Annotated in this window: 18 protein-coding genes and 1 riboswitch; of the genes, 3 read left to right on the top strand and 15 right to left on the bottom strand. The window is 47.9% G+C overall.

What is annotated here, in order from left to right:
• Window positions 1-8: 8 nt before the first annotated feature.
• Window positions 9-1649 carry an alpha-glucoside-specific PTS transporter subunit IIBC gene (locus BZG81_RS11520; RefSeq protein WP_077677436.1) on the bottom strand — a complete coding sequence of 547 codons (1641 nt, stop codon included), beginning with the start codon at window positions 1647-1649 and terminating at the stop codon, window positions 9-11.
• 266 nt (window positions 1650-1915) lie between these two features.
• Between BZG81_RS11520 and BZG81_RS11525 the strand changes: the two genes are divergently transcribed.
• Window positions 1916-2620, top strand: coding sequence for a GntR family transcriptional regulator (locus BZG81_RS11525; protein ID WP_077677437.1), 705 nt, complete (start codon window positions 1916-1918; stop codon window positions 2618-2620).
• Between the two features lie 205 nt (window positions 2621-2825).
• Here the strand turns inward: BZG81_RS11525 and BZG81_RS11530 are convergent, their stop codons facing one another.
• The 6 genes from BZG81_RS11530 to BZG81_RS15865 all read right to left on the bottom strand — a co-directional run bounded on the left by BZG81_RS11530 (window position 2826) and on the right by BZG81_RS15865 (window position 9063).
• Window positions 2826-3212 carry a hypothetical protein gene (locus tag BZG81_RS11530; RefSeq protein ID WP_131826434.1) on the bottom strand — a complete coding sequence of 129 codons (387 nt, stop codon included), beginning with the start codon at window positions 3210-3212 and terminating at the stop codon, window positions 2826-2828.
• Window positions 3213-3555: 343 nt separating this feature from the next.
• Window positions 3556-4560, bottom strand: coding sequence for a hypothetical protein (locus tag BZG81_RS11535; protein WP_077677439.1), 1005 nt, complete (start codon window positions 4558-4560; stop codon window positions 3556-3558).
• Window positions 4561-5125: 565 nt separating this feature from the next.
• Window positions 5126-5620, bottom strand: coding sequence for a PIN domain-containing protein (locus tag BZG81_RS11545; RefSeq protein WP_077677441.1), 495 nt, complete (start codon window positions 5618-5620; stop codon window positions 5126-5128).
• A 1-nt stretch (window position 5621) separates the two neighbouring features.
• On the bottom strand, window positions 5622-6704 hold the full coding sequence (locus BZG81_RS11550; RefSeq protein ID WP_077677442.1) for a helix-turn-helix domain-containing protein: 1083 nt from the start codon (window positions 6702-6704) through the stop codon (window positions 5622-5624).
• Between the two features lie 275 nt (window positions 6705-6979).
• Window positions 6980-7882, bottom strand: a complete 903-nt coding sequence (locus tag BZG81_RS11555) for a homocysteine S-methyltransferase family protein (RefSeq protein WP_077677443.1) — start codon at window positions 7880-7882, stop codon at window positions 6980-6982.
• An 80-nt stretch (window positions 7883-7962) separates the two neighbouring features.
• A complete protein-coding gene (locus BZG81_RS15865) occupies window positions 7963-9063 on the bottom strand; it encodes a methyl-accepting chemotaxis protein (RefSeq protein ID WP_077677444.1) in 1101 nt (366 codons plus the stop codon).
• Window positions 9064-9237: 174 nt separating this feature from the next.
• Between BZG81_RS15865 and BZG81_RS11565 the strand changes: the two genes are divergently transcribed.
• Window positions 9238-10263, top strand: coding sequence for an ion channel (locus BZG81_RS11565; protein ID WP_077677445.1), 1026 nt, complete (start codon window positions 9238-9240; stop codon window positions 10261-10263).
• Window positions 10264-10286: 23 nt separating this feature from the next.
• On the opposite strand, the gene thiD is transcribed toward BZG81_RS11565, so the two are convergent.
• The 5 genes from thiD to BZG81_RS11590 form a co-directional block, all read right to left on the bottom strand.
• Window positions 10287-11156, bottom strand: coding sequence for a bifunctional hydroxymethylpyrimidine kinase/phosphomethylpyrimidine kinase (gene thiD / locus BZG81_RS11570; RefSeq protein ID WP_077660584.1), 870 nt, complete (start codon window positions 11154-11156; stop codon window positions 10287-10289).
• 62 nt (window positions 11157-11218) lie between these two features.
• Window positions 11219-11319: riboswitch (TPP riboswitch) on the bottom strand.
• A gap of 54 nt (window positions 11320-11373) precedes the next feature.
• The gene (locus BZG81_RS11575; protein ID WP_077677446.1) at window positions 11374-13167 is read right to left on the bottom strand and encodes a putative bifunctional diguanylate cyclase/phosphodiesterase; all 1794 of its coding nucleotides are present in this window, start codon (window positions 13165-13167) and stop codon (window positions 11374-11376) included.
• On the bottom strand, window positions 13164-15035 hold the full coding sequence (locus tag BZG81_RS11580; protein WP_198533652.1) for a sensor histidine kinase: 1872 nt from the start codon (window positions 15033-15035) through the stop codon (window positions 13164-13166). Before BZG81_RS11580 ends, BZG81_RS11575 begins: the two co-directional genes overlap by 4 nt.
• A 76-nt stretch (window positions 15036-15111) precedes the next feature.
• Window positions 15112-15375 carry a DUF3081 domain-containing protein gene (locus BZG81_RS11585; RefSeq protein WP_025674936.1) on the bottom strand — a complete coding sequence of 88 codons (264 nt, stop codon included), beginning with the start codon at window positions 15373-15375 and terminating at the stop codon, window positions 15112-15114.
• Window positions 15376-15393: 18 nt separating this feature from the next.
• Window positions 15394-16176 (bottom strand): HAD-IA family hydrolase, encoded by a 783-nt coding sequence (locus BZG81_RS11590; protein ID WP_077677448.1) that lies wholly within the window; start codon window positions 16174-16176, stop codon window positions 15394-15396.
• 416 nt (window positions 16177-16592) lie between these two features.
• On the opposite strand from BZG81_RS11590, the gene BZG81_RS11595 reads away from it, so the two are divergent.
• Entirely contained in the window at window positions 16593-18899 is a 2307-nt protein-coding gene (locus tag BZG81_RS11595; RefSeq protein WP_198533653.1) for a bifunctional diguanylate cyclase/phosphodiesterase, read from the top strand.
• On the opposite strand, the gene BZG81_RS11600 is transcribed toward BZG81_RS11595, so the two are convergent.
• The 3 genes from BZG81_RS11600 to BZG81_RS11610 all read right to left on the bottom strand — a co-directional run bounded on the left by BZG81_RS11600 (window position 18873) and on the right by BZG81_RS11610 (window position 22851).
• Window positions 18873-19499, bottom strand: coding sequence for a GNAT family N-acetyltransferase (locus BZG81_RS11600; protein WP_077660580.1), 627 nt, complete (start codon window positions 19497-19499; stop codon window positions 18873-18875). The two genes, BZG81_RS11595 and BZG81_RS11600, sit on opposite strands and share 27 nt — an antisense overlap.
• Window positions 19500-19666: 167 nt before the next feature.
• Complete coding sequence (locus tag BZG81_RS11605; RefSeq protein WP_077460821.1) at window positions 19667-20545, bottom strand: DMT family transporter; 879 nt, start codon at window positions 20543-20545, stop codon at window positions 19667-19669.
• Between the two features lie 326 nt (window positions 20546-20871).
• The gene (locus BZG81_RS11610; RefSeq protein WP_021024047.1) at window positions 20872-22851 is read right to left on the bottom strand and encodes a replication initiator protein RctB domain-containing protein; all 1980 of its coding nucleotides are present in this window, start codon (window positions 22849-22851) and stop codon (window positions 20872-20874) included.
• Window positions 22852-23890: the final 1039 nt, after the last annotated feature.

Here is a 23890-nt window from a genome sequence, read left to right on the forward strand (position 1 = left end):
GATATCTCTTAAATGGCTGGGTTTGGCGCAATGTCTGCGTCTTCTACCCTTTTTGCTTGTTTTTCACCTCGGTGCACAGCGACGATTTTTTCGCATTCCTCCCGAAGCTGGGGAACGTTTAGACCAATAATGACCTGTACAGCTTGGCCATTCGTCACCACATTGACCGCACCGGTATTCATAAAGAACTCGCGAGAGGCAACCTTACTTGGGTCGGCAACCGTCACGCGTAAACGTGTTGCACAGTTACTCAACTCAATAATGTTTTCAGTTCCACCTAGGCCATCCAAGGTTTCAGCCGCTTGTACTTGCATGGGGCTGACCGTATGACCACCTTTGCCGGTAATCCCGTGTTTTTTATTGAAGTCATCTTTAGTGTGAAGTTTGAGATCGGCATCGCCTCGGCCTGCAATTTGCACATCAAATTTTTCAATTAAGAATTTAAAGCTGATAAAGTAGATAAGCGTGAATGCCAGACCAATTAGAATTTGGGTCACGACCATACTGGTGTGGTTGCCGAGTAACGGTATCCAATTCCCTGTGACGAACTCGATTAATCCTCCCCCCATGTTTCCAACCACGCCGAAGCTATACATCATCATCGCCATGGTGCCAGCAAGGAGCGCATGAATGGCGAACAGCCAAGGTGCAATGAAAAGGAACGTAAATTCGAGTGGTTCAGTGATACCCACTAGCATCGCCGTGAGCGTCGCGGGAATGAGAAGCGCAGCAACCTTTTTACGATTCTCGGTTTTGGCAGTGGCATACATCGCCATGGCAATCCCAACACAACCAAAGACTTTCGAGTTGCCGTGTAAGGCAAAGCCTCCCGCGGGAAAGAGATCTTTCATCGCCGTTGACGATTGAGTAAAACTCTCGAGATTCATAAACCAATCAGCGGTGATGCCATTTGGTGTCGCGATATTGCCGAAGACAAACGGCGTATAGATGAAGTGATGCAGGCCAGTTGGGATTAAAATGCGTTCGAGAAAAGTGTATAGCCATACGCCAAACGACCCTGACTCCAACATGAATGTTTGCAGACTGAGGATGCCCTGCTGAATGGAAGGCCAAATATAAAGAGTGAGCCAAGCTGCTGGGATCATCGCGAAAAATGACAACATGGCGACAAAAGACGCACCTTGAAAGATACCTAAATAGGCCGGCAATGTTTTTTCAAACGTGCGGTTGTGGATCCAGGTGATCAGAGACGAGATAATGATGGCACCAAAAATCCCGGTATCGAGCGTTTTGATACCAGCCACTTCTGTGAGTCCTGATGTGCCGCCGATAGCCTGTGAGAAATCAACACCAAAAAACTCGCCCCAAAAGCCTCCCATTGCATTAACGAAGTAGTTAAACGTCAGGTAGGACACAAGCACAACCATCACTGCTCGAGCATGTGCTGTTTTGGCAAGACCTATGGGTAAACCGATAGCAAAAAGCAGCGCCATGTTACGGAAGATGGTCCATCCTCCTTCTTCGATGACTTTTAGTATTTGGTAATAAAGGCCCTCTTTATCTGCAAGATCGCCGACAAACACTGGGTTTTTCAGAACAATACTTAACCCAATCAGTATCCCAACAAACGGGAATAGCAGTACAGGGGTGAACATTGCTCCGCCTAATCGTTGTATTGCACTTAACATAAGCAGCTTCCTTGGTAATGTTTTTTTAGGCTTTGTTGTCTTCTGACAACTACAACCTATACCCGCCCCAAAAACAATACAAATAAAATATAAGTAAATCGTGATAAGATACAAATAAATACAACAAAGCTAAAAACAGGGCAAAAAACGTACTAAACATTGATCTCTTTGCTTGATAAACAGACAAACCAGTGTTTTAGGGTCGGAGGGTCGCTTAATTTGTCTTTTTTTTGTATTATCTGGCAGGTGTACTAGAGAGGTGAAAGATGCTGTATAAAAAAGTGATGCAAGATTTACGCTCACGCATCAATTCAGACGAGTTCGAGGTTGGTGATATCCTCCCCACAGAAAAAGCACTCAGCGAACATTATGGCGTTAGCCGAGTGACTATACGTAATGCTATCGATGAGTTGGTTGAACTAGGCTTAGTTGCAAAGCGTCAAGGGGCTGGCACAAGCATCATCGGTAAAACGGTCGTTGGCTCGTTGCTAACACTGAAAAGTACCAACGAATACTTCTCAAGTACAAACACGACGCTTGAATACAAGATTGATGAGTTCTCTCTCATTGATCCAGACGAAGAGCTGGTGCGGCTTTTAAAGGTCGAGAAAACCGAAAAAGTCTATTTTATTCGAAGATTCAAGCTATTAAACGGAAAGCCATCCGTATACGAAGAGTCTTACATGCCTGCCTCACTCTATCCACGAATGAATGTGATGTCTTTAGAAGGCTCAAAATATCGCTACCTGGAAGAGGAACTAGGTCTTGATATCGACGGCGCGTCTCAAGATTTCGAAGCCATCCTTCCGAGCGAGTCAATGCGTCGGATCCTCGATATCGATCCATCAACGCCATTACTTCAAGTACTGTCCATCGGTTTGCTAAAAGACGGCCGTGTCTTTGAATACACAAAGCTGGTATCACTACCTGGCACCATGTCTTACAAGCATTACCTTAAACGGGGTGAGTAGCAGGGCGAGCGCATGAGTGTTCATTTTTCAACCTCTGCCGGTATGCCTGCTGCTAAAACCTTTTCTAAAAAGCTGGGATTCATGAAACAACGCTGTTCAAACACAACATCGTCATGAAGGTTCGGCGCTGATCACTGAATGCCACGGTGATCGCGTTCGCGATCTCTCCCTGGCTCCCGCCATGATAGCGAGTATGCTTTCCCAGCTAAGACGGAAACACTTGCACCCAATTAATTTGCCCTTTGTAGTTACGAGTGCTCCATGCAATAAGAATATTCAGCAGAATCGACACACCTTGGGTAACAAAAATGACTGGTGCCGCTATTAACATCAATAAAGCAGTCAGCAAGGTTGCCCAAGAAAAACCTCGTCGACATATCCAGTAAATAGCATATATGGGCGGAAGCAACAGTAATGCACAAACGACATACAGTGGTGAAATCACTTCGCCCAATATTTGGTGCGGGTAGATAAGGCGCAATAGCCATAACACATCTAGGGCGCCCCAGAAAACCATAAACTCACGCTGGCTAATAGGATATACACCATGCTTGTACAACAGATGTTGATTGAGATGGTGTCTAAAGCTCATTATTTCATGAATCACTCGCCCAATCAGTGAAAAAGCCAAACGAAAAATAAAAAGCAATACAATTAAAGTAAGAATAGAGCCCATACTTGCCACTTAATCAAAAGATATCGAACAACCATAACCACCGGGGAAGCACTCAAACAGCAAGTGATAGACTGTATTTTAGTGATGCGTTTCAATAGGCTATTGCTGACATCATTCCCGCACAATCACACTGCCTATTGAAAAAACCGGCTTTCACAATATGGAAGCTGACAATTAAACCCGATGAGAATCGTTCAATTAATTAAAAAAAGAGCGGCATTGTGCAATGCGCTCTTTTCTACTACTGTTACTGCTTCATTTAGCGACCGTATTTTTCCTTTCTGTATTGGCTTGCTTCCTGAAGCTCTTCGTCGCTGAGTCGCTGAGGAATGTCTTTTCCATACCCATGGCTGTGCATTTCTTGTAGCCGCAATGGGCTGCAATGCCTGCTCATACCAAGAACTAAATAAAAGTCATTTTCTGCGTTCTTTAATGGAATGATCGGTAACCATGCTTTATCTTCATTGTTATCAATCAGTAACGCGTCATCACCAAATTTTGATTTGATTTTATCCAGGTATCGGTTGTCTTTATCTATAACGTCCTTAGCCTTGTTGACTATCTCTTTCACAGCTTCAAAGGGGCGTGTGTATACCTGTTTCAGCACTTCTTGTTCATATAAAGTGACAGGCAAGGACATAAACTCCTCCACCGTTCGGTAGTCAATGATCATATAGCCCATCGACGTATACACGTAATCGTTAAGACGAACATCGTTTTCGACAATCCGATCATGCATATCAAATTCAGCATTCGGCTCTAGGTATGGGCTGACCCATGCGATATCCGTCGCCACTTCCGTTGTTGCGCCGTAAAGATAACCCGCCGCGGGTGCGCTTTTAGCGGCCAGTACACCCTTTTGTCCGAAGAACCCAGAATCTCCAAGGTTCCTCTCTATAAGAGGGGCGGCATCTGCCTGACTAAATACGATATGTAGTTGGTCACGACGAATACTCATTTTGTCGTCAGTAAATCCAAACGCATTCAGCCCTGAATTAGCCACGATATGCTTAGCCGCTATCGCTTCGACAAATGCTAAGTTGTCTTCCATTGAATGCTTATTATCGTAATCGAATGTTACTCGTAGTCGTCCTACCCCGGTTTTAAACTGGTCAAAATCATGCTTGTATTTACGTTTGTTGAAGAACATATCAAGATCGCGGTTAAAATCGACCGTCCACAGGACATCAGCTTCTGTTAAAGCCCCCTCTTGACGAATCAATTCTGGCGATGCGTAGATCATTACAGTATGTTTCATATCCATTTCTTGCTCCTTGTTAATGTTTTACAACGGGTATGTCCGTTCTGAGTGACTCTCGTAAAAGTCACTCAGAATGGAGAAACTTAAGTTTGGGAATGCGAATGGGGTCACGAATAGTGCTTGCACGGCCTTGTTCATCGGACTTGATTTCACAACCAAAAACCGAACGATAGACTCGCCGTCATGACTATTAATTGATTGAGTGATATTAGTGGGATGCTTAACTTGCGTTGGCATTGGTATAACTCCTTATTACGCCTTTTCAGGCAGACTTTGGGCGCTAAATCGAAAGATTCCGATACTAGCTGAGTGGTAGCGATGTTTGATTAACATCAGACAACGAGTTAACGGTAATAAAAATATATACTAATTACAACCCAAAATATGAAGTATTCTGTCTTAGGTTAAGCGTCACGATGTGATCAGGGCCACATTTAAATATATTCTTGACTTCTCGACGGCTTTATTACGCTAACCATAGAAGTATAACTAAAAAAACTCCACGCGATTATGGTTCAAACACCGCATGCATTCCCACGCGGGAGCGTGAGAACGAGTAAACACACTTTTACTGTTCTTGCTTTAGTTCCGCTAGGGCTTGCTCCGCCAGTGCCCATGGTAAGCGCCTGCCGTTGGCTTGCATCTGCCTATAAGCATCTCGCGCTTTTTCTATATTGATTTGCTGATGAACCACCAGCTGGCCCACCAACCAGATAGTGCCTTTGACAATGGCAGCCTCTTTTTCTGCGGCGACTCTGAGCGCCATATCGCCGGTCAGTAACGGACATTGCTCTTGTTTGGCCAACGCAAGCGCGAAACAATCGTTTCTGCTAGCTTTGGTATAGGTCCCTGTTAGCTTCATGGCATACATCATTGATTCGGAAGAAACCTCTTTTAGCGCTAATCCTAAGCCAGGTAAGTGAGCATGCTCTTCTTCGAGCTCTTCATAAAACAGGATATCTGGCGTTGCAAAGCCGTAGGGCAGCTGAAACATTGCTTCCAATAAACCGCCTTCTTCCATGTCAATTAGAATATTGGCATCGCTAATTAGAAGTTGCTGCACATTACCCTTCCTGAGCGACTTGCTCGTTAATAGGCATCTCCAACTTACGCTCTTTATGAAAGCCGGACAGTGACATTCCTAGAAGTTCAGCGGCTTTAGCTTCTCCAATGTACTCTTCACCCAAAGCGCGATAGACCAACTGTTTATGTAGATAAGTGGTTTCTTGTGGATAGGCGTTACCTGGCTCTAGCGTTCGCCAGCCATTTTTACTGAACAGCATAAACAAATTCTTCTGCGTCGCTGGCGTAATAATGCCGCATTGACGCGCTCGAAACAGTGCCGCCAGCATACTGATACCATATTCGTGCTTTAGCATGAGCAATTCGCGCGGTTCAATATGGCGGCGTTTTTTACCCAAATGCGCAATAAGCGTTTGTGCTGGTAAAAGGAATGCCCCCGCAAAGGTATTACATGCTTTCTCTTCATCAATCCCTTCTGCTAAACGCCCGTGTACCACTAAGTGCCCTAGCTCATGTGCTAAGGTGAAACGCTGACGGTCACCACTTTGAGCAGTAGAGATAACAACGACGGGGGTGTTGCCAATTTTCCCCGCTAAACCATCAAACTTTTTGTTCGTTTCGACATCAGTGGTAATGATCATCACCCCTTTGGCTTCGAGGGTATCGATCATATCGTGAATTGGATTTAAGCCAAGTTCCCAGGCATGACGCATTTGGATGGCTAACGCTTCGACTTGCTCTAAACAAGTAACTTGCTCTGGAAGCGCTTCTGGTAACGCAAACTCAGGAATGGGTTTTACCGAATCGGGATAACACGCTAATAGCTCTTGCCAACGTTCAGCTTGGTCTAGAACGTCACCATTGATTCGGTCCAGTATTTTCTTTGGTGTACTCGCACGCTTGCGGTACTCAACACCTTCTAGTTTCACCTTCGTTGGGCGAAAGAAATACTCTGAGCGCACAGCGAGAGCTTTTGCCAACTTCAGTAGGTTCGAAGATGAAGGCATTGTCGTGCCATGCTCGTACTTTTTAATAGCGTTAGCGGACAGGCCAACCTCATTGGCTAATGCACTCATTGATAGCCCGGCCGCCTTACGAGCTCGTTCTAGGCGTTCTGCAAACATGGCATCCTCTCAAGCAATGAGGTGGTTTATAAAAAAAACCACTTTGTCATAATCATAAACCTTATCGTCGTAATTTTCTATCTGCTTGGCAGTTCAGAGTCCTCAACTTTACTCGTCCCTCCTCTCCCAGTATCAGGATACTTGACGCTATACGCGAGGAGCCGTTTTCGTGCCCGCAGAATGATGGATAAGCTTGATTGAGTGAGTTGTTAGAGTTCCGCTGTGATCTCATGCTTGTTCGCTCCCACGCCGGCGCGTGGGAACGCGTTAAAGCCTTAACCCCTCAACTGCGAAAACTTGATGATCTCGTGGGACTGCTCAAGGGTTTGCGCGAGGTGTTGGATGTGCGCGGGGGTGATTTCGCAGCAGCCGCCGACCACCAGGGCACCGTCGGCAATCCATTGTTGTACACGTTCGGTGTGGACTAAGGGTGAGAGATCTTCACGCGCTTCTAGGGCATCGGCTTTGCTGCCTTTGGCCATGTCTTCTACCGATTTAAAGGCGTTGGCATAGCCACCGACAATGTTGGCTTGGGTCGCCATTTGCGGCATGGCGGTGGTCAGCACGGCAGGATCGCAACAGTTTAGCATTACCGCGGTTGGGGCATACTCGGCCACGGCGTGCATTGCTTGTTCAAGTGACTCGCCCGAGCGCAAGGTGCCTGCTGCCTCTAACCGAAACGCGACGCCATAGGGTTTGCCTTGCTCTTGGGCCGCAGCACAGGCCGCGCGCGCTTCGAGGGTGTTGGTCATGGTTTCGATTAAAAACACATCCACATGAGGCTGCAAGCGGGCAATGTGCAAAAACTCGGCTTTCATGTCATCAAAGCTGCGTTGCGGCTGGCCGAGGTAGCTGCCCACCAGCGGTGGCAAACAACCGGCAATATCGACATCGGCGCCTGTCTCATCCACGGCTTGCTCTAGCGCTTCGAAGGCTTTTTGATAAATGGTGTTGATTTTATCGCTCAACCCCGCTTTGGCCAGACGTGTGGGTGTCGCAGGATAGGTATTTAGGGTATGTGTTTTCGCGCCGGCACGGATAAAATCTTTGTGCACGTCTTTGACAATATTGGCATGTTTTAACATCACCGCGACCGACCAAAGCTTAGAGCTCACATCGGGGCCACGTTGATAAATTTCTTGCCCTAGGCCACCATCGAGTAGTGCAATCGACGTCATGGTTACTTCAGCCTCCTTCGGCCATCTTTCCTTGGTTTGACTTGAGATTACCATGAGCTCGTCGATTTAACACCCCGTTGTTACGCCACCTCTTCACTCCCTTCTATTGCGAGATGTTCAAGCTTATCGATCACCGTCATGCTGGCGTTTTCCATCTCTTTTAATGCGGTGACCATTTGATCCGGTTGTTGAGCATGAAACGCTGCCACCGCAGCCTTGGCGTGGGTGTGCACTTGCTCGTGAGGCCCGGAAATGGCTTTAAACGTTTGCAACTGACCAAAATATTGCTGCCCTTCACCATGGTTATACCACTGGCCGAGTCGGCATTGGGTGTGATCGGTGACATCGTCCGCCATCATGCTGTCTTCGCCCAATACCACGCGGTATATCGCAAATTTAAAGCTGATATGGTCAAGTTTGGCCAGTTCACAAAAGGCGCGCAGTGCAGAGGCTTTAATGGTGGTGCGGCTGTGCTGTGCTTGCTCACTTTGGGTGGCCATGGCATCGGCAACCTGTTGGCCTTGTTCGCTGTATTGAATGGCTTCAGTGGCAAGGGTATCGGTGAGCGTGCACGCATGGCTGCTGCCCGCACGAATTTTTTCTACCAGCTGGGTAATATCTTGGGTGGCAGTGGACGTGCGCTCGGCAAGGTTGCGTACTTCATCAGCGACCACCGCAAACCCTCGGCCCTGCTCACCGGCGCGTGCCGCTTCAATGGCTGCGTTTAACGCCAGCAGGTTGGTTTGATCGGCGACATCGCGAATCAAATTGACAATGCCACTCACCTCTTGGGCGTGTTGATCGAGCGAACGAATCGCTTCCGACGATTGCTGACATTGCGAAGATAACGACTGCACATGGCGCGCAAGGTCATTGACTTGCTCGGCGCATGATGCCGCTTGGTGGCTCACTTCGGTCACACGCTCTTTTTCACCGTTAATGGTGTCCGCCAAAGTAGCCAGAGAGGATTGGGTGGCGTTGATCGAATCACCGAAGTGGCATAAGTTGGCGTCGATCGCTTTGCCGGTTTGGCGTTTTTTCGCGACGGTATCCAGCTCTGCCTGCAATGCGCCTTTCTCTGCATTCAGCGCGTCGATGGTATGATTAATTTGCTCAATTTTTTGCTGCAGAGCAACCTGCTTTTGCTGCTCTTGTTCAAGTTGACGCCGAGATATAAACACGCTGACTCCTAATGATGTAATTAAGCTTTTTATAATATTTTAACACTTTAAATTGGCTTTGTAGGATTATCCAAGCAAAGTGTGATCGCATTGACGCCAAGCGCCTGATTTACACTGTAAACCTGACGCAAATCACTTCATACTGCGATCACTGAAGTGAATGAGCGAAAATTTATGACCTTTTGGTTGCTTTTTAAACGTTGGATTATCAGTCGCTTCGCCCATTTGAACGGGCGTATGCTCGGCTTGGTGGTACTCGCCTATGGCGTGATTGGCTGGCTACTTTTATATGGGGCGGGCGAGACCGCGATGACCCAATCGCTGAGCCGCTATGTGTATTACTTGATTGTGACGGCCTCGACCGTTGGCTACGGCGATTATTCCCCCGTTACTGAGTGGGGGCAATGGATCACGGCTTTTTGGATTATTCCCGGCGGCTTAGGGTTGTTTGCGGTGGTGATTGGGCATATCACCGGATCACTGGTGGATTATTGGCGACGCGGGTTACAAGGAAAACGGAGTATTAGTGTGAAAAATCATCTTCTTATCTTAGGCTGGAACGGACAACGTACGATACAGCTTATTCGTTTATTGCAAAGCGGAGTGCACGGTGAGCGCCCGATTGTGCTTTGTGCGCGCGCAGAAATCGAAAACCCACTGCCTGGTGAAGTGGAATTTGTGCGCGTGGCAAGTTTTACCGATGCTGAAGGCATTGCCCGCGCCAAGGTCGAGCATGCCTCGAGTATTATTATTGATAACCCAGAAGATGATATTACTTTGTCAGCGGCTCTGTTCTGCGCACATAAAAATCCGTCAGCGCATTTATTGGCGTATTTTCAAGATGATGCGATAAGCCAAATCCTCAAACAGCACTACCCGCATGCGGAATGTGTGCCGTCGGTGTCGGTCGAAATGCTAGCAAAAGCGGCGGTGGATCCCGGTTCAAGTCAGTTGCATCATGAGCTTTTGAGCACGTCACAAGGGATGACGCAATACTGTGCCCGTTATCCGAGTAACGCAACAGAAATCGATACCGGCGATCTCTTTGGTCAGCTCAAGCAAGAATATGACGCCACCTTAATTGGGATCGACCAAGGCCAAGGTATTGTTTTGAACCCGCCAGTGGGGACAAAAGTATTGCCGGGCGACCGTCTTTTTTATATCGCCGCCCAGCGCTTGCCACATTGGTCCGCCGCGTAAGCACGCTATCTAATCAAAGTGCATTATTTAACGAGAGCGTGCGATTCAACCAACGCATGCTTGGATAAATAAACACTTTCATCAGCGGGGTAGGCGAAAAAATGATGTACCGGCCCTGCCCCTCTTCCAACGATTAACTGTTGGCTATGCGCTAAGGCGTCAGTGAGATAACGCTTAGCCGCTCGCCCGGCGTCAATGGGTGTCAGTCCCTGCGCATAAAACGAGGCAATCGCCGCCGACAGTGAACAGCCTGTGCCATGGGTGTTAGGCGTTTCAATGCGGCGCGCACTCAGGGTTTGACACGTATCTCGGCTAATCCACACATCCAGACTCTCTGGCGCATGATGCAAGTGCCCACCTTTTAGCATCACATACGGACATCCGAGCTTGCGCAGTGCCGGCACTAAGGCGTACATCTCTTCGGTGGTTGTCGGAACAGGACACCCGGTTAAACGCGCGGCCTCTGGCAAGTTGGGGGTTAAAATGGTCGCGCGCGGGATCAATGTATTGATCAGTGCATCCATGGCGTCATCATCTAATAACGGATCGCCGCTGGTGGCGATCATGACCGGATCGAGCACGACTGGTAAGTGCGGGGAACGCGCGAGCACAGCGGCTACTTCGCGAATAATCGCTTGGTTGGCGAGCATGCCGATTTTCACGGCACGTACCGGCATGTCGTATAACACAGCATTCAGTTGCGCGCGAACAAACGCTGGGTCGACCGGCGAGACGGCCTCAACGCCACAGGTATTTTGTGCAGTTAAGGCGGTGATCGCCGAGCAGGCATAGCCGCCCGTGGCTGAAATCGCTTTAATATCGGCTTGAATACCAGCTCCCCCACCGCTGTCTGAGCCGGCGATGGTGAGAATAACAGGTGGTGATTGGTTCATATTGGCCCCTTAATCATGAGGGGCGGAAGGAGACAAAACCACGCACGATGGCGCGACCTTGTGTGCTGAGCACGTCAGTTCCCTCCGCCAGTGCTAACTGGATCAGGTTCTACGGGTCCTGCTTTCGCAGTCTCAGCAATTGCTTGCTCCCCGACTAACACGGTCAGAATATAAACCTTAGTGATAAAGCGCAAGTATGATGGCGCTAATTGCGCGTTTAGGCCATCTCATTATTATTGCTGGTTGCATTGCTATTGATCGTCGCATTGCTATTGATCGTCGCGTTGCCTTGATTGGCGGTTTTAAGCAGTTGTTCAAATCCTTCTTGGATTAGCGGCCGTGCGTATAAAAAGCCCTGCACTTGGTCGCAGCCAATGGTTTGTAGCACATACTGCTGGTCCTCTTTTTCAACACCCTCGGCGACCACACCATGACCAAAGCCATGGGCCAAATCAATCACGCTACCCACCAAGTGCTTATCACTGGCGTTGGTAGCCAAGTCTTGGATAAAGCTGCGATCAAGTTTGACCCAATCGACCGGTAACTGTTTAAGGTAACTGAGCGAGCTGTAGCCGGTGCCAAAGTCATCGAGGGCGATATGCATGCCTGCATCTCGCAATTGTTGTAGCTCTTTCAGTGCCACCGACATGTGCTGGATCAGTGCTGATTCTGTCACCTCTAATTGAATCAGATGCAAAGGGACATCAACTGCCTGGCACCGAGCTAAGACGCTGTCAGCAAAGCCGGGGCGAAACTGCTGGGCAGAAACATTGACTGACAGGTGAAAGCTATCGTTGATCAGTTTATTTTTTCGCCAACATTCAACCGCGGCTAAGGCCATCACCAGTACGTGGTCGCCCAGTTGGATCATGTCTGCGCTGCGTTCGGCGATGGGGATAAATTCCGCCGGACTGATGGCCCCAAGGGTCGGATGCTGCCAACGCAACAGCGCTTCCGCGCCTATCATCAAACCGCCGTCTAATCGCCATTTGGGTTGATACACCAGTGATAATTGTCCGCTTTGCAGTGCTGGCCCTAATTCGGTGCGAATCAAATGCGCGCGCTGAGCTTGGCTGTCAAGCTCAGGCTGATATTCGCCGATAAGTTGGTCATCCGTCGGAATCGCTAAAATGGCTTGACGAAACAGTTGCGCCACATCTTGTGTCTCAAGCTCCGTGCGGCTGATACCAATGTGGCAACGTAAAAACATTAAACGCCCATCGAGCGTGTGATGTCCGCTGATCAACCGATTGATGCGCGCGGCTTTTTCTACGGCATGGTTATCGTGTTCTTCAATCAGCATCACCAGTCGTGTGCTATCCCAAACGCCAATGCGATGTGGGCGCGCCACTGTACTATTGGCTAGCAGATTAGCCACTTGTTTGTATAGTGCCTCTGTCATTAAATGACCTTGGTGTTTGGTCACCGCTTCCATGCCATCTAAGGCAATCATCATCACAGTCACCGGCCCTTTGCTCAGCTGGCGCTCAGCGGCATCTAATAATGCGCGACGATTTGGTAGCCCGGTTAACGGATGGGTCAAAGAAAGCGCGCGTAAAGCCGCCGTTTGTTTGTTAACCAGCATTTGCAGCCGTGCCGCTTGATCGCGCTCTTTACGGGTTTTCAATTGCAGATGCAAAAGGTTTTGAATCCGTTGCAACACCTCATCGTGATCAAAGGGTTTGCTGATGTAATCAATCGCGCCACGGCATAACGCTTGGTTACGCAAATTCAGGTCATTATCTGCGGTGAGTACCATCACGGGCGGGCAATGCTCATCTAAAGCGTCATTAAGATCATCCAGCACCAGTAAGCCAGAGCGCTGCGGCATCCGCATATCGAGTAAAATCAGGTCGGGAACGGGGGAGAGAGCATCGGTAACAAGGCGAGGATCGGTGAGTCCGTTCAGCTGTTGATAACCGGCTTGCTTGAGCATGGTAGACAGTAAGTGAATGTTTTCCGGTCGATCATCAATGATCAATATATGTGCTTGTGACGGATCCTTTGTCATAGCCTCTCCTCTAATAATAATTGTATGGCCTCAGCCAAGTCCGCTGACGAGAGCGGCAGCGATAAACGTCGTAATGTCGGTTTGTTATGCGGTTCGTCGCATGGGTTGTCAGTCAGAACAATGAGTGGTTTGTCGCCAAATAGTGCTTGTATTTGTTCGGACGTTGCCGCAACGCTATCAGCCGCCATAATGACTAACGATGGCGGAGACGCGAGCGCAACAGCCTCAGCCAGTGACAGCCCATGCGCATGATAGAGTGTCAACATTGGCCAATCTTCAAAGCAATCGGTCATCAGGCGCTGGCGGGCACTGTTATTATCAATATAGAGCACGCGATGCGGCTGGCTCACGCGGAGACACGTACAACCTTGATCGTCAGGTCGCGTCGACGCTCGGTAAGGGAACGTTACTGCAAAACAACTGCCCTTGCCTGGCTGGCTTTTTACTGACATCTCGCCTTGCATTTGCACAACCAATTGATGGCTCACCGCTAACCCCACACCTGCCCCTTCAATCTGTGATTGTTCGGCGGCCAAGCGGTTAAAAGGCTCAAAAAGATGGTTTAACCGATTTTCAGCAATACCGATCCCGGTATCTGATACAGAGATCGTCAAGGTTGACGATGGTTGACTGGCTTCAACCCATACTCGCCCCTGAGGATGGTTATATTTAATCGCGTTGCTGAGTAAATTGATCAACACTTGTTTGAAACGGGTTGGATCCACATATAGGTCGCCACTCAGATCCGCGGGTAGGCACTCATCTAACTCAACGTGCTGTTGCTGTGCGAGCGGGAGTAGTGTTCGAACGGCATCACTGACAAGGGCGCGAACCGGATACCAGGTGACATTGACCACCGTTTTTCCTGCCTCAAGTTTGGCAAGATCCAGCACATCATTAATTAAGGTGAGTAAGTGGCGACCACTTTGGTGAATTTGATCGACATATTGCCGTTGCGTCTCCGTCAAGCGAGGAGAAGAGGATCGTTGTAGTAGTTGCGCATAACCGAGCACACTGTTTAAAGGCGTGCGCAGCTCATGACTCATGGCAGAGAGAAAATCACTTTTGGCTTGATTGGCGCGTTCTGCCTCGTGCTTCGCTTGCAGCAATGGTGTGGCATCATACCCAACAGTCACGATGGCGTAAGGCTCTCCCTCTACGTGGCGAATAAGCGTTTTAGCGAGCTTAAAAGTCCGACCATCTCTTAATGTCACATCTACATGAACGGGTTCACCATCGAGCGTCAGTTGGTGATCAAGCGCATTGAGGGTTTCGCGCATTCCCTCAGGCAAGGCACCATGAATTGCCTCAGCAAGCTGTTCAACATGCTCGACATTTAATGCTTGTAGGCAGGCGTAATTTGCAAGCGAATATTGTCCGCCCAGCTCTCGGACAAAAACAGGATTGGCGATCGCATTAATAATGGTTTTGAGTTGATTGCGTTCGTGTTTAATACGCGTCTGAGCCTGAGTCAGCGCGCGCATATCAGACATAATGCCAATAAACTCTCGCCGGTCTTCAACCCACACTTCACTGACCGCCAGATGAATGGGTACCACATGCCCCGCTTGATGCCGTGCCTCAACCCGCCGGCCGGTACCGATAATGTTTGCCTGGCCTGTTGTTATATATTGCCGTAAATAATGGTCATGCTTCCCTTGGTGCTCCGGCGGCATTAAACAATCAACATTCTTTCCGATTAGCTGTTGCGGGTGATAACCCAATAATCGGTGGGTGAACGGGTTCGCATCTAAAATAATGCCGCGTTCATCAATCACCAAGATCGCGGCTGCCGCGCTGTCGACTAACGCTTGATAATGGGCTTGGGTCCCGCGTGTTCGGTTTGTGGTGATCGGTTCGCTGTCCATGCTCCCTGCCTTTGACCTATAAAAAACGCCCCATTGTGGGGCGTGTGACGGTCCGGCATGCATTGCCTATCCGTCGCTATCTTTTATAGTTTTTGACTAACGCATCAACCTTTTTCAGGAACTGCTCTTTAAGGTTCTCATGCTCGTAGTCGAGATGATACGTATTGTGAAACCCCACACGTAACTGTACTCCATTTCCTGCTAAATAAATGGTATAGCCGTCATAATCTGAGAAAGCGTCAATGCCATCCAAGCGGTGTCCATCTTCTATTTTCTCACCAAACTCCGTGACTATCTCAAACGCGCGAAGCAGATGGGTCGGATCGAGTTCGTTTTTCACGCTTCCCTCCTGGCTATATTATCGAAATTGTGCGCCCCCTTTAGGTCGCATCGCACGACCACGCAGTGAGCCCGCTAATACCGGTGGGGCGGTGACACCCTGTCCCGGAACACCCAAACGATTGGGCCTTGCAATGATATTGGGCAAACTGGCCAATGTATCAAGGGTAGTGTCCGGACAGGCCTTTTGGATCCCTGTACCGTAATTATAGCCATAGTTAACACAAATTACTGGCGAGCCAGCGGCGCGAGCCGCATGCACATCGCTGACCGAATCCCCCACCACCAGCAGTTCCAAGGGTGAAACGCCAAGTATGGCGGCCGCTTCGTAAATACCGTCCGGATCCGGCTTGCCAACAGACATTGCATCGGCACCCAATATCCGGGTGAAAAAATGCCCAACGCCAAGTGCTCGCAGTAAGCTGTTAGCATGCGCCGTTTGCATATCTGTGGTGCACACCATCGGGATGTGGCGCTGCAATAAGGTTTCAAGGCACGCAAGCACGCCCGGGTACAGTCGAGTTTTTGGCGGTTTACTGCCTAGGTATGAGGACAAAAAGAGTGCGCGCGCTTGGTTTAACACGCGGGTCGATACGCGCCCGTCGATGTGTCGAGTTAACACGCGGTGGATCAATAAATCCGCCCCATCACCAATCCAATCTTTTATTGCATGGGGATCTTCATCAGGCAAGCTTAAGCCACGTAACATACCGCTAACCGCCTCATACAGATCGTCAAAAGGGTCTGCGAGTGTGCCGTCTAAGTCAAAGCATACCGCAGAGACGCTCTCTAACTTAACCATAAAAACCCCTTTTTATTCATAATCTTAATAAAATTAAAAAAGATAGAACTGGATCAGAAATCGAATCCAACGACGTTTCAACGTTAGCAGAGAAGCTAGCGTCGTCCTATCAAAATACGACGGATAATATTTGGGATCATGGAAAAGAAAATGGATAAATGACCGGTAAAGTACAAACTTCAGTGTTGAATCAAGCCACTAACATCATGGTGATCAAAGTCACACTTTTAGATCTTGATTGGCGATGATACCGACGTTAAACCTGTATAAAAAACCGTCATATTTTTGACTTTTTATTTAAGGGTGTGGTGTATTATTACCTAATGGCTTTCACAAAAGTGACATACGTTTGCGTCGTGATTGTCATAATCGCGCCGTATCGTGTGGCACTCAGTAGTGACAGTCGATGTATTTTTATGCGATATCTGCCTAAGCAGCCTTTGTGGCGCTATCTCCTTGTGTTAGCCGTGGCAAGCGTCGCTAGCTGGTCAGTTTACACACTAGAAAATCAACGCCAGCAGAGTCGTTTCTCAGCCGAGGTTGAAAAATACCGTTATTCATTAGGTCAATCTTTTTCACAGCTCTATGAACTTCAGTTGTCAGCACAATTGTATTTGCAGCAAGAAAATGGGCCAACACGCGAAAAATTCCACGCTTTCATCGATAATCACACCCAAAAGCAATCTGGACTCAACAGCGTCATGTGGCTCCCTCGAGTTAATCGCGCTGAGTTAGCACAATTTGCGGCCCAACAAGATCAGTATCATCCCTTCCCTCCTTTAAACGAGCAGGTCTGTCGGTGGGTCATGCGTAGCGATACGTTTCCCGCTTTGTATGTGTCACCACAAGCCGCTGAGGAGGGCTATTTAGGCTGGCGAGCAGATTCTCAGTGTGACAATACCCAAACCATGGAGCGGGCATATTTTAATCGTCACCCTGAGGCGCGGCTTTTTCATGACGAGCAAGGCCACGGCATACGGTGGTTTGCACCAATTACTGAACGGGATGGAAAGCTACTCGGTTTTCTTTCTACCACCCTATATTTTGATAGATTTTTACCCGCGTTGTGGCAAAGCAAGACGCCTGGGCCTAGTGTCGGAATGGTCGCTCAGGAGGCATTTGGTCATCAATCTGTCTTTAGTACGCATTCATCAAGCACGCTCAATCAATGGTACAACAGCCATTCGTCGGCAATATCGATTCCTATTGCCGGTAGTGAGGAGGGATTACTCGTCACCTTTACCGATATTAGGGAGTTACACACGGATCTGATTTATGCCGGTGTGGTTGGTGTACTTGTTTTATCTCTCGGGCTATCGATTCTTGCTAGTTTTTGGTCCTATGCCAATCGCCTTTTACTGGCAAAACAGATAGTGAGTCAACAAACGCAACAGTTAACCCATCAAGCCCATCATGATAGCTTGACTGGACTTGCTAATCGCACTGCACTGGATAAAGCACTAAAGAGAGCCGTACATTCAATCAGTGCGGAACCTTCAGATAGCATCACATTATTATTTATTGATCTGGACAATTTTAAAGTCGTCAACGACTCACTCGGTCATGTAACTGGCGACACCTTACTCAAAAAGTTGGGTAAACGGCTTCAGAAAGCAGTAACAGACGATCGTGTTTATCGGTTTGGTGGTGATGAGTTTGTTGTACTGCTCCACGCTGATAGCTCCTTGGCCTTGGCGCAAACCAAAGCTAAACAACTGGTTCAAACGCTAAGTACCCCCTATTACATCGAAAATCATGTGATAAATATATCTGCCAGTATCGGTATCGCTTCAGTCGGCCAATCAAATAAATCGGTGACTGATATTATCCAACAAGCCGATATTGCCATGTATCACGCAAAACAAACCCGTGAACGCGTGGCTATTTTTCAACCGGCGATGCTCGCAAAGGTCCAACAACGCTTTATTTTGGAGCAAGACTTAAAGAAAGGGCTCGAACATCATCAATTTCATCTTGTATATCAACCCATTTTTGATAGCCATAGCGAACAATTGAGTCATGCAGAAGCACTACTGCGATGGGAGCATCCCACGCTGGGCACAATATCACCGGCGGAGTTTATTCCAATAGCCGAAGAAACGTGTTATATCAATGAATTAGGTCAATGGGTATTGGAGCAAGTCGCTGAGGTGTTAGAGAATTGGCACTTGCGCTTATCCCCCGGGCAAAGCCCATCGATTACTGTGAATGTCTCGGCCAAACAGTGTCAATCTCCGACTTTTGCAGACGATATTGCCGCGTTAATTGCCGCCCATCGCTTTGATCCACATTGCCTTGGGCTCGAGATGACCGAGACTGCATTGCTTGAACATTCTGACAACGTGCAGCGTAATTTGAAACGTATTCATGCACTTGGGATTTCGTTATATCTAGATGACTTCGGCACCGGCTATTCATCACTTTCTTTGCTAAGACAATATCCGTTTAATGTCATCAAAATGGATCGCAGTTTTATTATGGGCATTGACCAACCCCATGGAAAAGCGGCGCCTTTATGTCGAGGAATGATTGCGATGGCTCACGCGGTGGGACTGACTGTTGTCGCAGAAGGAGTAGAAACCAAACAGCAACTCTGTTGGCTACGCGAGCATCAATGCGACTACCTCCAAGGCTATGTGTTATCCCGCCCTATTGAACGCCAGGCAATTGAAACTTGGATTTCGCCCAATCTAAATTCATGTATTCGGCTGGTACGCAACTGATGCGGCCGATTGGAGAGAAGCTGTTTGGGCTGCCGTTTTTTGTTGCGCAACGGGGATCTGGCTTTGCAGCCATTCTTCACGTAAAACGCCATAGCGCAGTGAATCGTAATATTCACCTTGATAGTAGCGGACAGCGCGTAAACGCCCTTCTTCGCGCATGCCTAACGCTCTGGCGCACCGCATCATGCCAATATTCCCGGACCAAGTCGTTAAGCCTATGCGATTCACCGCGTGGCGGGCAAACAGTTGGTCTATCCATAGTGTCAGCGCTTGCCGCCCTGTTCCTTTTCCCCAACATGCGGGATCAAAGATGGTGATCCCCACTTCAAGCCATCGCGTGCGCTTGTCTTCCCAATAATAAGTGACGTAACCGACGGGCTTGTTATCAACGCAGATAACTTGAGCGGTATCTCCTGCGAGAAAACGCCGGAAAAGGCCAAACCGAAACGACCAATAGGATACCGGCTCAATAGGACTGTAAGGCGCGTCGTATTGCTTCCACGCACGGGAATGGTAGATATTATGCCAAAAATAGCGCGCTTCTTGACGCTGCGCTGCGCGAATACTCACCGCAGCGTGATGGGATAAGTCGACGTCCATGTAGGCTTATTGCTCTCCTGCTCCTTGTTACCATACGATCGGCGACGGCTCTGACACGTCAGAGCGACGCATGGTGGGGGTTACCCATAAAGGCATCCAGTTTAACTCAATTAACCACCACATTGGCTACCTCCGTCTCACTTTCTTTTTAAAAGTGTAGACGCTTATCAGCGTTGACGGACAGTTTGGCGCGTCGATTGCTGAGACAGCCCAACGCCCAATAAAACAAATCCTCCCCCGATAATATGATATGGCGTTAAGACTTCTCCTAGCCAGATGACGGCGATTATTGCCGTCATCACCGGTAATAGATTCATATACATTGCGGTACGACTGGCCCCATTGAGCGCGATCGCCTGTAGCCAGATTGCCGGTGCCAGCACCGATGCGCCTAAGGCGGCGAATCCCACTAATGGGTAGGCTTCAGTCGCAATATTTTGGCTGGGTGCCGCCAAAAGCACGGGGATCAGCATGATTACCGCGAATAAGGCCTGCACATAAACGGAGACCCAATTAGAAATCGCCATTGACCATCGTTTCAATAACACACAATACAGTGCATACGACGAGGCACAAATTAACATGAGCCCATCGCCAATGGTTGCCCCACTGGTCAACAACGTTAGCGGTTTTCCCATTGTCAGCATATAAATCAGCCCAGAGATAGATAACCCTGCACCGACAATGGCTCGCACTGTAAGTGGCTGAGACAGTAGTTGAATGCTCATAAAGAGACTGAGCATTGGGACCAAAGACATGATCAATGCCATATTCGTCGCTGTGGTGGTTTGCGCAGCAAAATAGGCGACAGACTGGTTTGTGACCATGCCAAGTAAGGCGAGTAAGGCAAGCCGCGGCGCGTAGGTTATCACCGCACGCCGCTGACGCCAAAGGGTAGGTAGGCAAAAGGGAGTAAGCACCAAGATGGCAAAGAACCAACGGTAAAAGGCCATCGCACCAGGTGCAATGACCGCCACTGACATTTTGTTTACGATGGTATTCACCGACCAAATAAAAACCGCGGCAAATGGCAACAGAACCGGCATAACTGCCTCATTTAAACGCGAATCGCGTGTAATTAAAACAGGCAGTTTACAGTGTAAATAGAAGAATGAAACCAAGTCGATAGAAACAGTTAGGGGGGGACTATGATAGGCGACCATGTCGAACGGGTTGTGCAAGCAACGCAAGGTAAAACTACGCGAAAAAACAATCGGAAAAAAAGCGGGCAAGGGCCCGCTCGGCAAGCATTTAGCCAAACGATGTCATAAAGACATCAAATAGGACAAAGGTATCTATCGGGATCTATATTAACGCCAATCCGTGAATTCATGTCAGTTATGCGTCAAGCCTGTGCAAAATAACGCGGTTGTTAGCCACTCATTGCAATGTCATCTAACGCTCTAAGCACTTGCCCATCCAGGTGGCCGTCAAACACGCGTTGACACACTTTACGGCGCACCGCTAACCCTGAGATTAATTTCTCAATAGATAGGTGACGTTCCTGCTGTTGCTGATTAAAAAATTCAATTGTACGGCTAAGTGTTTCATAAGGCACCACTTGATCACCAACGCGTAACCAATCAAGCTTTTCTAGATAACCTTGACACTCTTCAGTGATCACTGAAGACGGATGCCCTGTCATTGCTGAGAGCGCGGTGATACTGCGTTGTAACGCCTCTTCTGAGGTATATTTAGAGAGAACGATGGTCAGCTCGTCAGCATTGATCTCAACCAGATGCTTGCGTTGCTTAACACGGCGTCCCAAACGGCCGCTGGTTTTCTCTTTGCGTTGGATAGGCTCAAACTCGCCATCGATGATCCCGGACAGTTGATCAAGGTCTTGGCTGGGTAAGATCTCGTTGCGCAATGGGTTTGGCATGGTTGGCGCTAGCGAGCGTTTACCTTCGTTATACATTTTAGCGCGGGAGTAACGGATCACTTCATCGACATTACATTTAATATCCATCCGGTAATCCGGATATTTTTTTTCATCGTCTTCGCGTGTCAGCGTTAGGTGATATCCCCAAAGGTTTACCGCAAAAATCGATTCAGTGACTTTGCCTTCTGCCAGTTTTCGAAGCTCTCTAATCAAATCACTCGAAAAACGTCGCCATTCAATGTTACGCGCCATTTTTTGGTTTAACTCGCTCAGTAGCATCGAATCTTCCAAACGACGTGACATACGGCTTCTGAAGAGCGAATAGAGCTGGAATACCAGTGTATGCTGACGCAAAATTTCAGGCGGGAACAAGAAGAAGTAATCACGCGTCATCAATTCTTCAAAAAACGACGGCTCCCACACCAGGATATACAGATTGGGTTTAATTTTAACTTCCCCATCTTCACCTTCTTTTGGTGCTTCCTCTGATGCGGTAATGGTCCGAGCTAAAAAGCGGAAGCGATCACTTTTAAACCCTTCAGGCATGTTTTCACTCAGCCAACGGCCGGTCAATTCGTGGAGTTGAAAATCCGTAAACTCGATTCTATCGATGCTTTCTCGGATTGCATCACGTGCCGGTCCACTGTCTTTTTTACCCCGTAGTTGCAAAATATCAGTGATGTAAATGGGGGTTTTATTGCCAATCGATTGGGTTTGTAGCTCGTAATTCGGTAAGTGGTGATCATGGTATTGCACGGTTAACGTAAATAATGCGAATAACGTCATCAGATCATCCACCGTCATGATCGACTTGGCTGATCGTGTCTCAATAATGGCTTTGGTCCCGCTGATCGCAACCATTGATTTTTGATAGGCTTTTTTTGTCCGTGGCGGCGCCAAAGCTTGATCAATGATCCCCGCCCAGCTTGTTGGAGAAACCAAAATCTGATCTTTTTCGCCAGGCATCATTGGGGGCGTTCCCAGTCCGTGCTCGCTCAGAAGTTGGCGGTTTACTTGCGTTTGTGCCAGCGCTTTAGAGCGTTTTTGTTTGACTTCATCTCGGCTTTTTTCTGTCATCAATCCCGCACTGCCAAGTGATGAAATGAGACGGCTTGGATTGACAAAGCGATGGAGCATCGTTTTACCTGCCAGCCCTTCTTCAAAACGAACCGGCTGCTGAAGAAAAAGGCCTAATTGCACCGCCGCACGTAATCGTTGCTGAATGGCAGCACGTGTTAATTGACCGTCGGTCGCGTCAACAAGCTCTGTGGTAGAGACATAGCCATCTTGAGATGAAAACCCGCGCACTGAAATCAAATTGAGCAGTTCTAAGATGCTTTTGGTCACCCCTTTAAAATGCTCATACTGCGCAAGCCAGTCGACCAGTTGTCCATGCACTTCGAAGAGATGCCCGTCTTTGTGGGAACGAGGTGCTTTTATTAATATTTTTTCCGGTTTACTGGCACTCATGTCAGTTAAGATCCTTCATAGCAGGCGTACTCAAAGCGCATTATTCTTTAATGTTGAGGTGACGAAAGCCGTAAATCGATCACACTTCCAGGGAAATCCTAATAAAAATAGATCCAAAAAGAAAGATCTTTTTTATTGCATCTTTTAACTGATCTTTATGATTATTCTGATCTAATTTGATGATCTGATCTTATGATCCGGGCGATGAAAAAACCGTAGGTAACTGATTTGTATGGATTATAAAATAACCCTTCTCGAAAGCATGATCAACAAAGCATTGGAGGCATGATCAACATACTTCACCAACGATGATCAAGTAAGGCCTGAACCAATGATCATCAGCGTATCGCATCAATGATCAAACAGTTACTGCATCAATGATCAAGTGTATTCCACACGTTATCCACAACCTCGGAACGCTTTTATTTATTTGGATGATGTTATCAGAGCCAAACGGCCGTGTTTTCATTATGGAACAATGATCAAGTGATGCGAATTTTGGTCAATCAGACGGAATGCTGCCTATGTTGTGAGCAATGTGGTGAGAAAGTCGTGTCTCGCCTGCTCAAGTTGAAATGACATTAACAGTATAATCGCCATCAGTCAGCATGTGTCCGGATGCGGAACAATGATCATGTATGATGATCTTGTTGTTCGAGAGTCAGCCTATTTCTCATCAGTCGTACGATCGGAGAAGAAAATCGCGACGGATCGTCCTGGATCCCTTGGTACGCCTGACATTGTCCGTAAATTAGCGGTTTGGATATATCGTTCCGGTTAAGATACTGGCACTATTCAATCAGAAATATAACTTGATCATCGTTCCCAGGCTTATTGAGACATTGCGGTTGAATTTGCTGGTGATTTCATCGCAATACGTACTTGATCATGCTTCCTATCTACCCATGTTATCAACGAAAGCATGATCAAGGCTATTGAATCCATCGCTTTATTTTCCTTGATCATGCTTTCGGGAAATAGGATCAAATGGCATCAATGTTCATCGCACATCGCCAAAATGTGTAATAAAGGGTCGATC

This window comes from Salinivibrio sp. MA607 (assembly GCF_001996245.1).
GTDB classification, from domain to species: Bacteria; Pseudomonadota; Gammaproteobacteria; order Enterobacterales; family Vibrionaceae; genus Salinivibrio; species Salinivibrio costicola.

Coding starts and splice junctions, on each gene's coding strand:
- BZG81_RS11605 (WP_077460821.1), bottom strand. CDS start 20,545: ATGCCGGTTCTGTTGCCATTTGCCGCGGTTTTTATTTGGTCGGTGAAT.
- BZG81_RS11590 (WP_077677448.1), bottom strand. CDS start 16,176: ATGGTTAAGTTAGAGAGCGTCTCTGCGGTATGCTTTGACTTAGACGGC.
- BZG81_RS11525 (WP_077677437.1), top strand. CDS start 1,916: ATGCTGTATAAAAAAGTGATGCAAGATTTACGCTCACGCATCAATTCA.
- BZG81_RS11595 (WP_198533653.1), top strand. CDS start 16,593: ATGCGATATCTGCCTAAGCAGCCTTTGTGGCGCTATCTCCTTGTGTTA.
- BZG81_RS11550 (WP_077677442.1), bottom strand. CDS start 6,704: ATGTTTGCAGAACGCCTAGAACGAGCTCGTAAGGCGGCCGGGCTATCA.
- BZG81_RS11565 (WP_077677445.1), top strand. CDS start 9,238: ATGACCTTTTGGTTGCTTTTTAAACGTTGGATTATCAGTCGCTTCGCC.
- BZG81_RS11530 (WP_131826434.1), bottom strand. CDS start 3,212: ATGAGCTTTAGACACCATCTCAATCAACATCTGTTGTACAAGCATGGT.
- BZG81_RS11535 (WP_077677439.1), bottom strand. CDS start 4,560: ATGGATATGAAACATACTGTAATGATCTACGCATCGCCAGAATTGATT.
- BZG81_RS11575 (WP_077677446.1), bottom strand. CDS start 13,167: ATGACAAAGGATCCGTCACAAGCACATATATTGATCATTGATGATCGA.
- BZG81_RS11580 (WP_198533652.1), bottom strand. CDS start 15,035: ATGGACAGCGAACCGATCACCACAAACCGAACACGCGGGACCCAAGCC.
- BZG81_RS11520 (WP_077677436.1), bottom strand. CDS start 1,649: ATGTTAAGTGCAATACAACGATTAGGCGGAGCAATGTTCACCCCTGTA.
- BZG81_RS11610 (WP_021024047.1), bottom strand. CDS start 22,851: ATGAGTGCCAGTAAACCGGAAAAAATATTAATAAAAGCACCTCGTTCC.
- BZG81_RS11555 (WP_077677443.1), bottom strand. CDS start 7,882: ATGACGTCGATTGCACTACTCGATGGTGGCCTAGGGCAAGAAATTTAT.
- BZG81_RS11600 (WP_077660580.1), bottom strand. CDS start 19,499: ATGGACGTCGACTTATCCCATCACGCTGCGGTGAGTATTCGCGCAGCG.
- thiD (WP_077660584.1), bottom strand. CDS start 11,156: ATGAACCAATCACCACCTGTTATTCTCACCATCGCCGGCTCAGACAGC.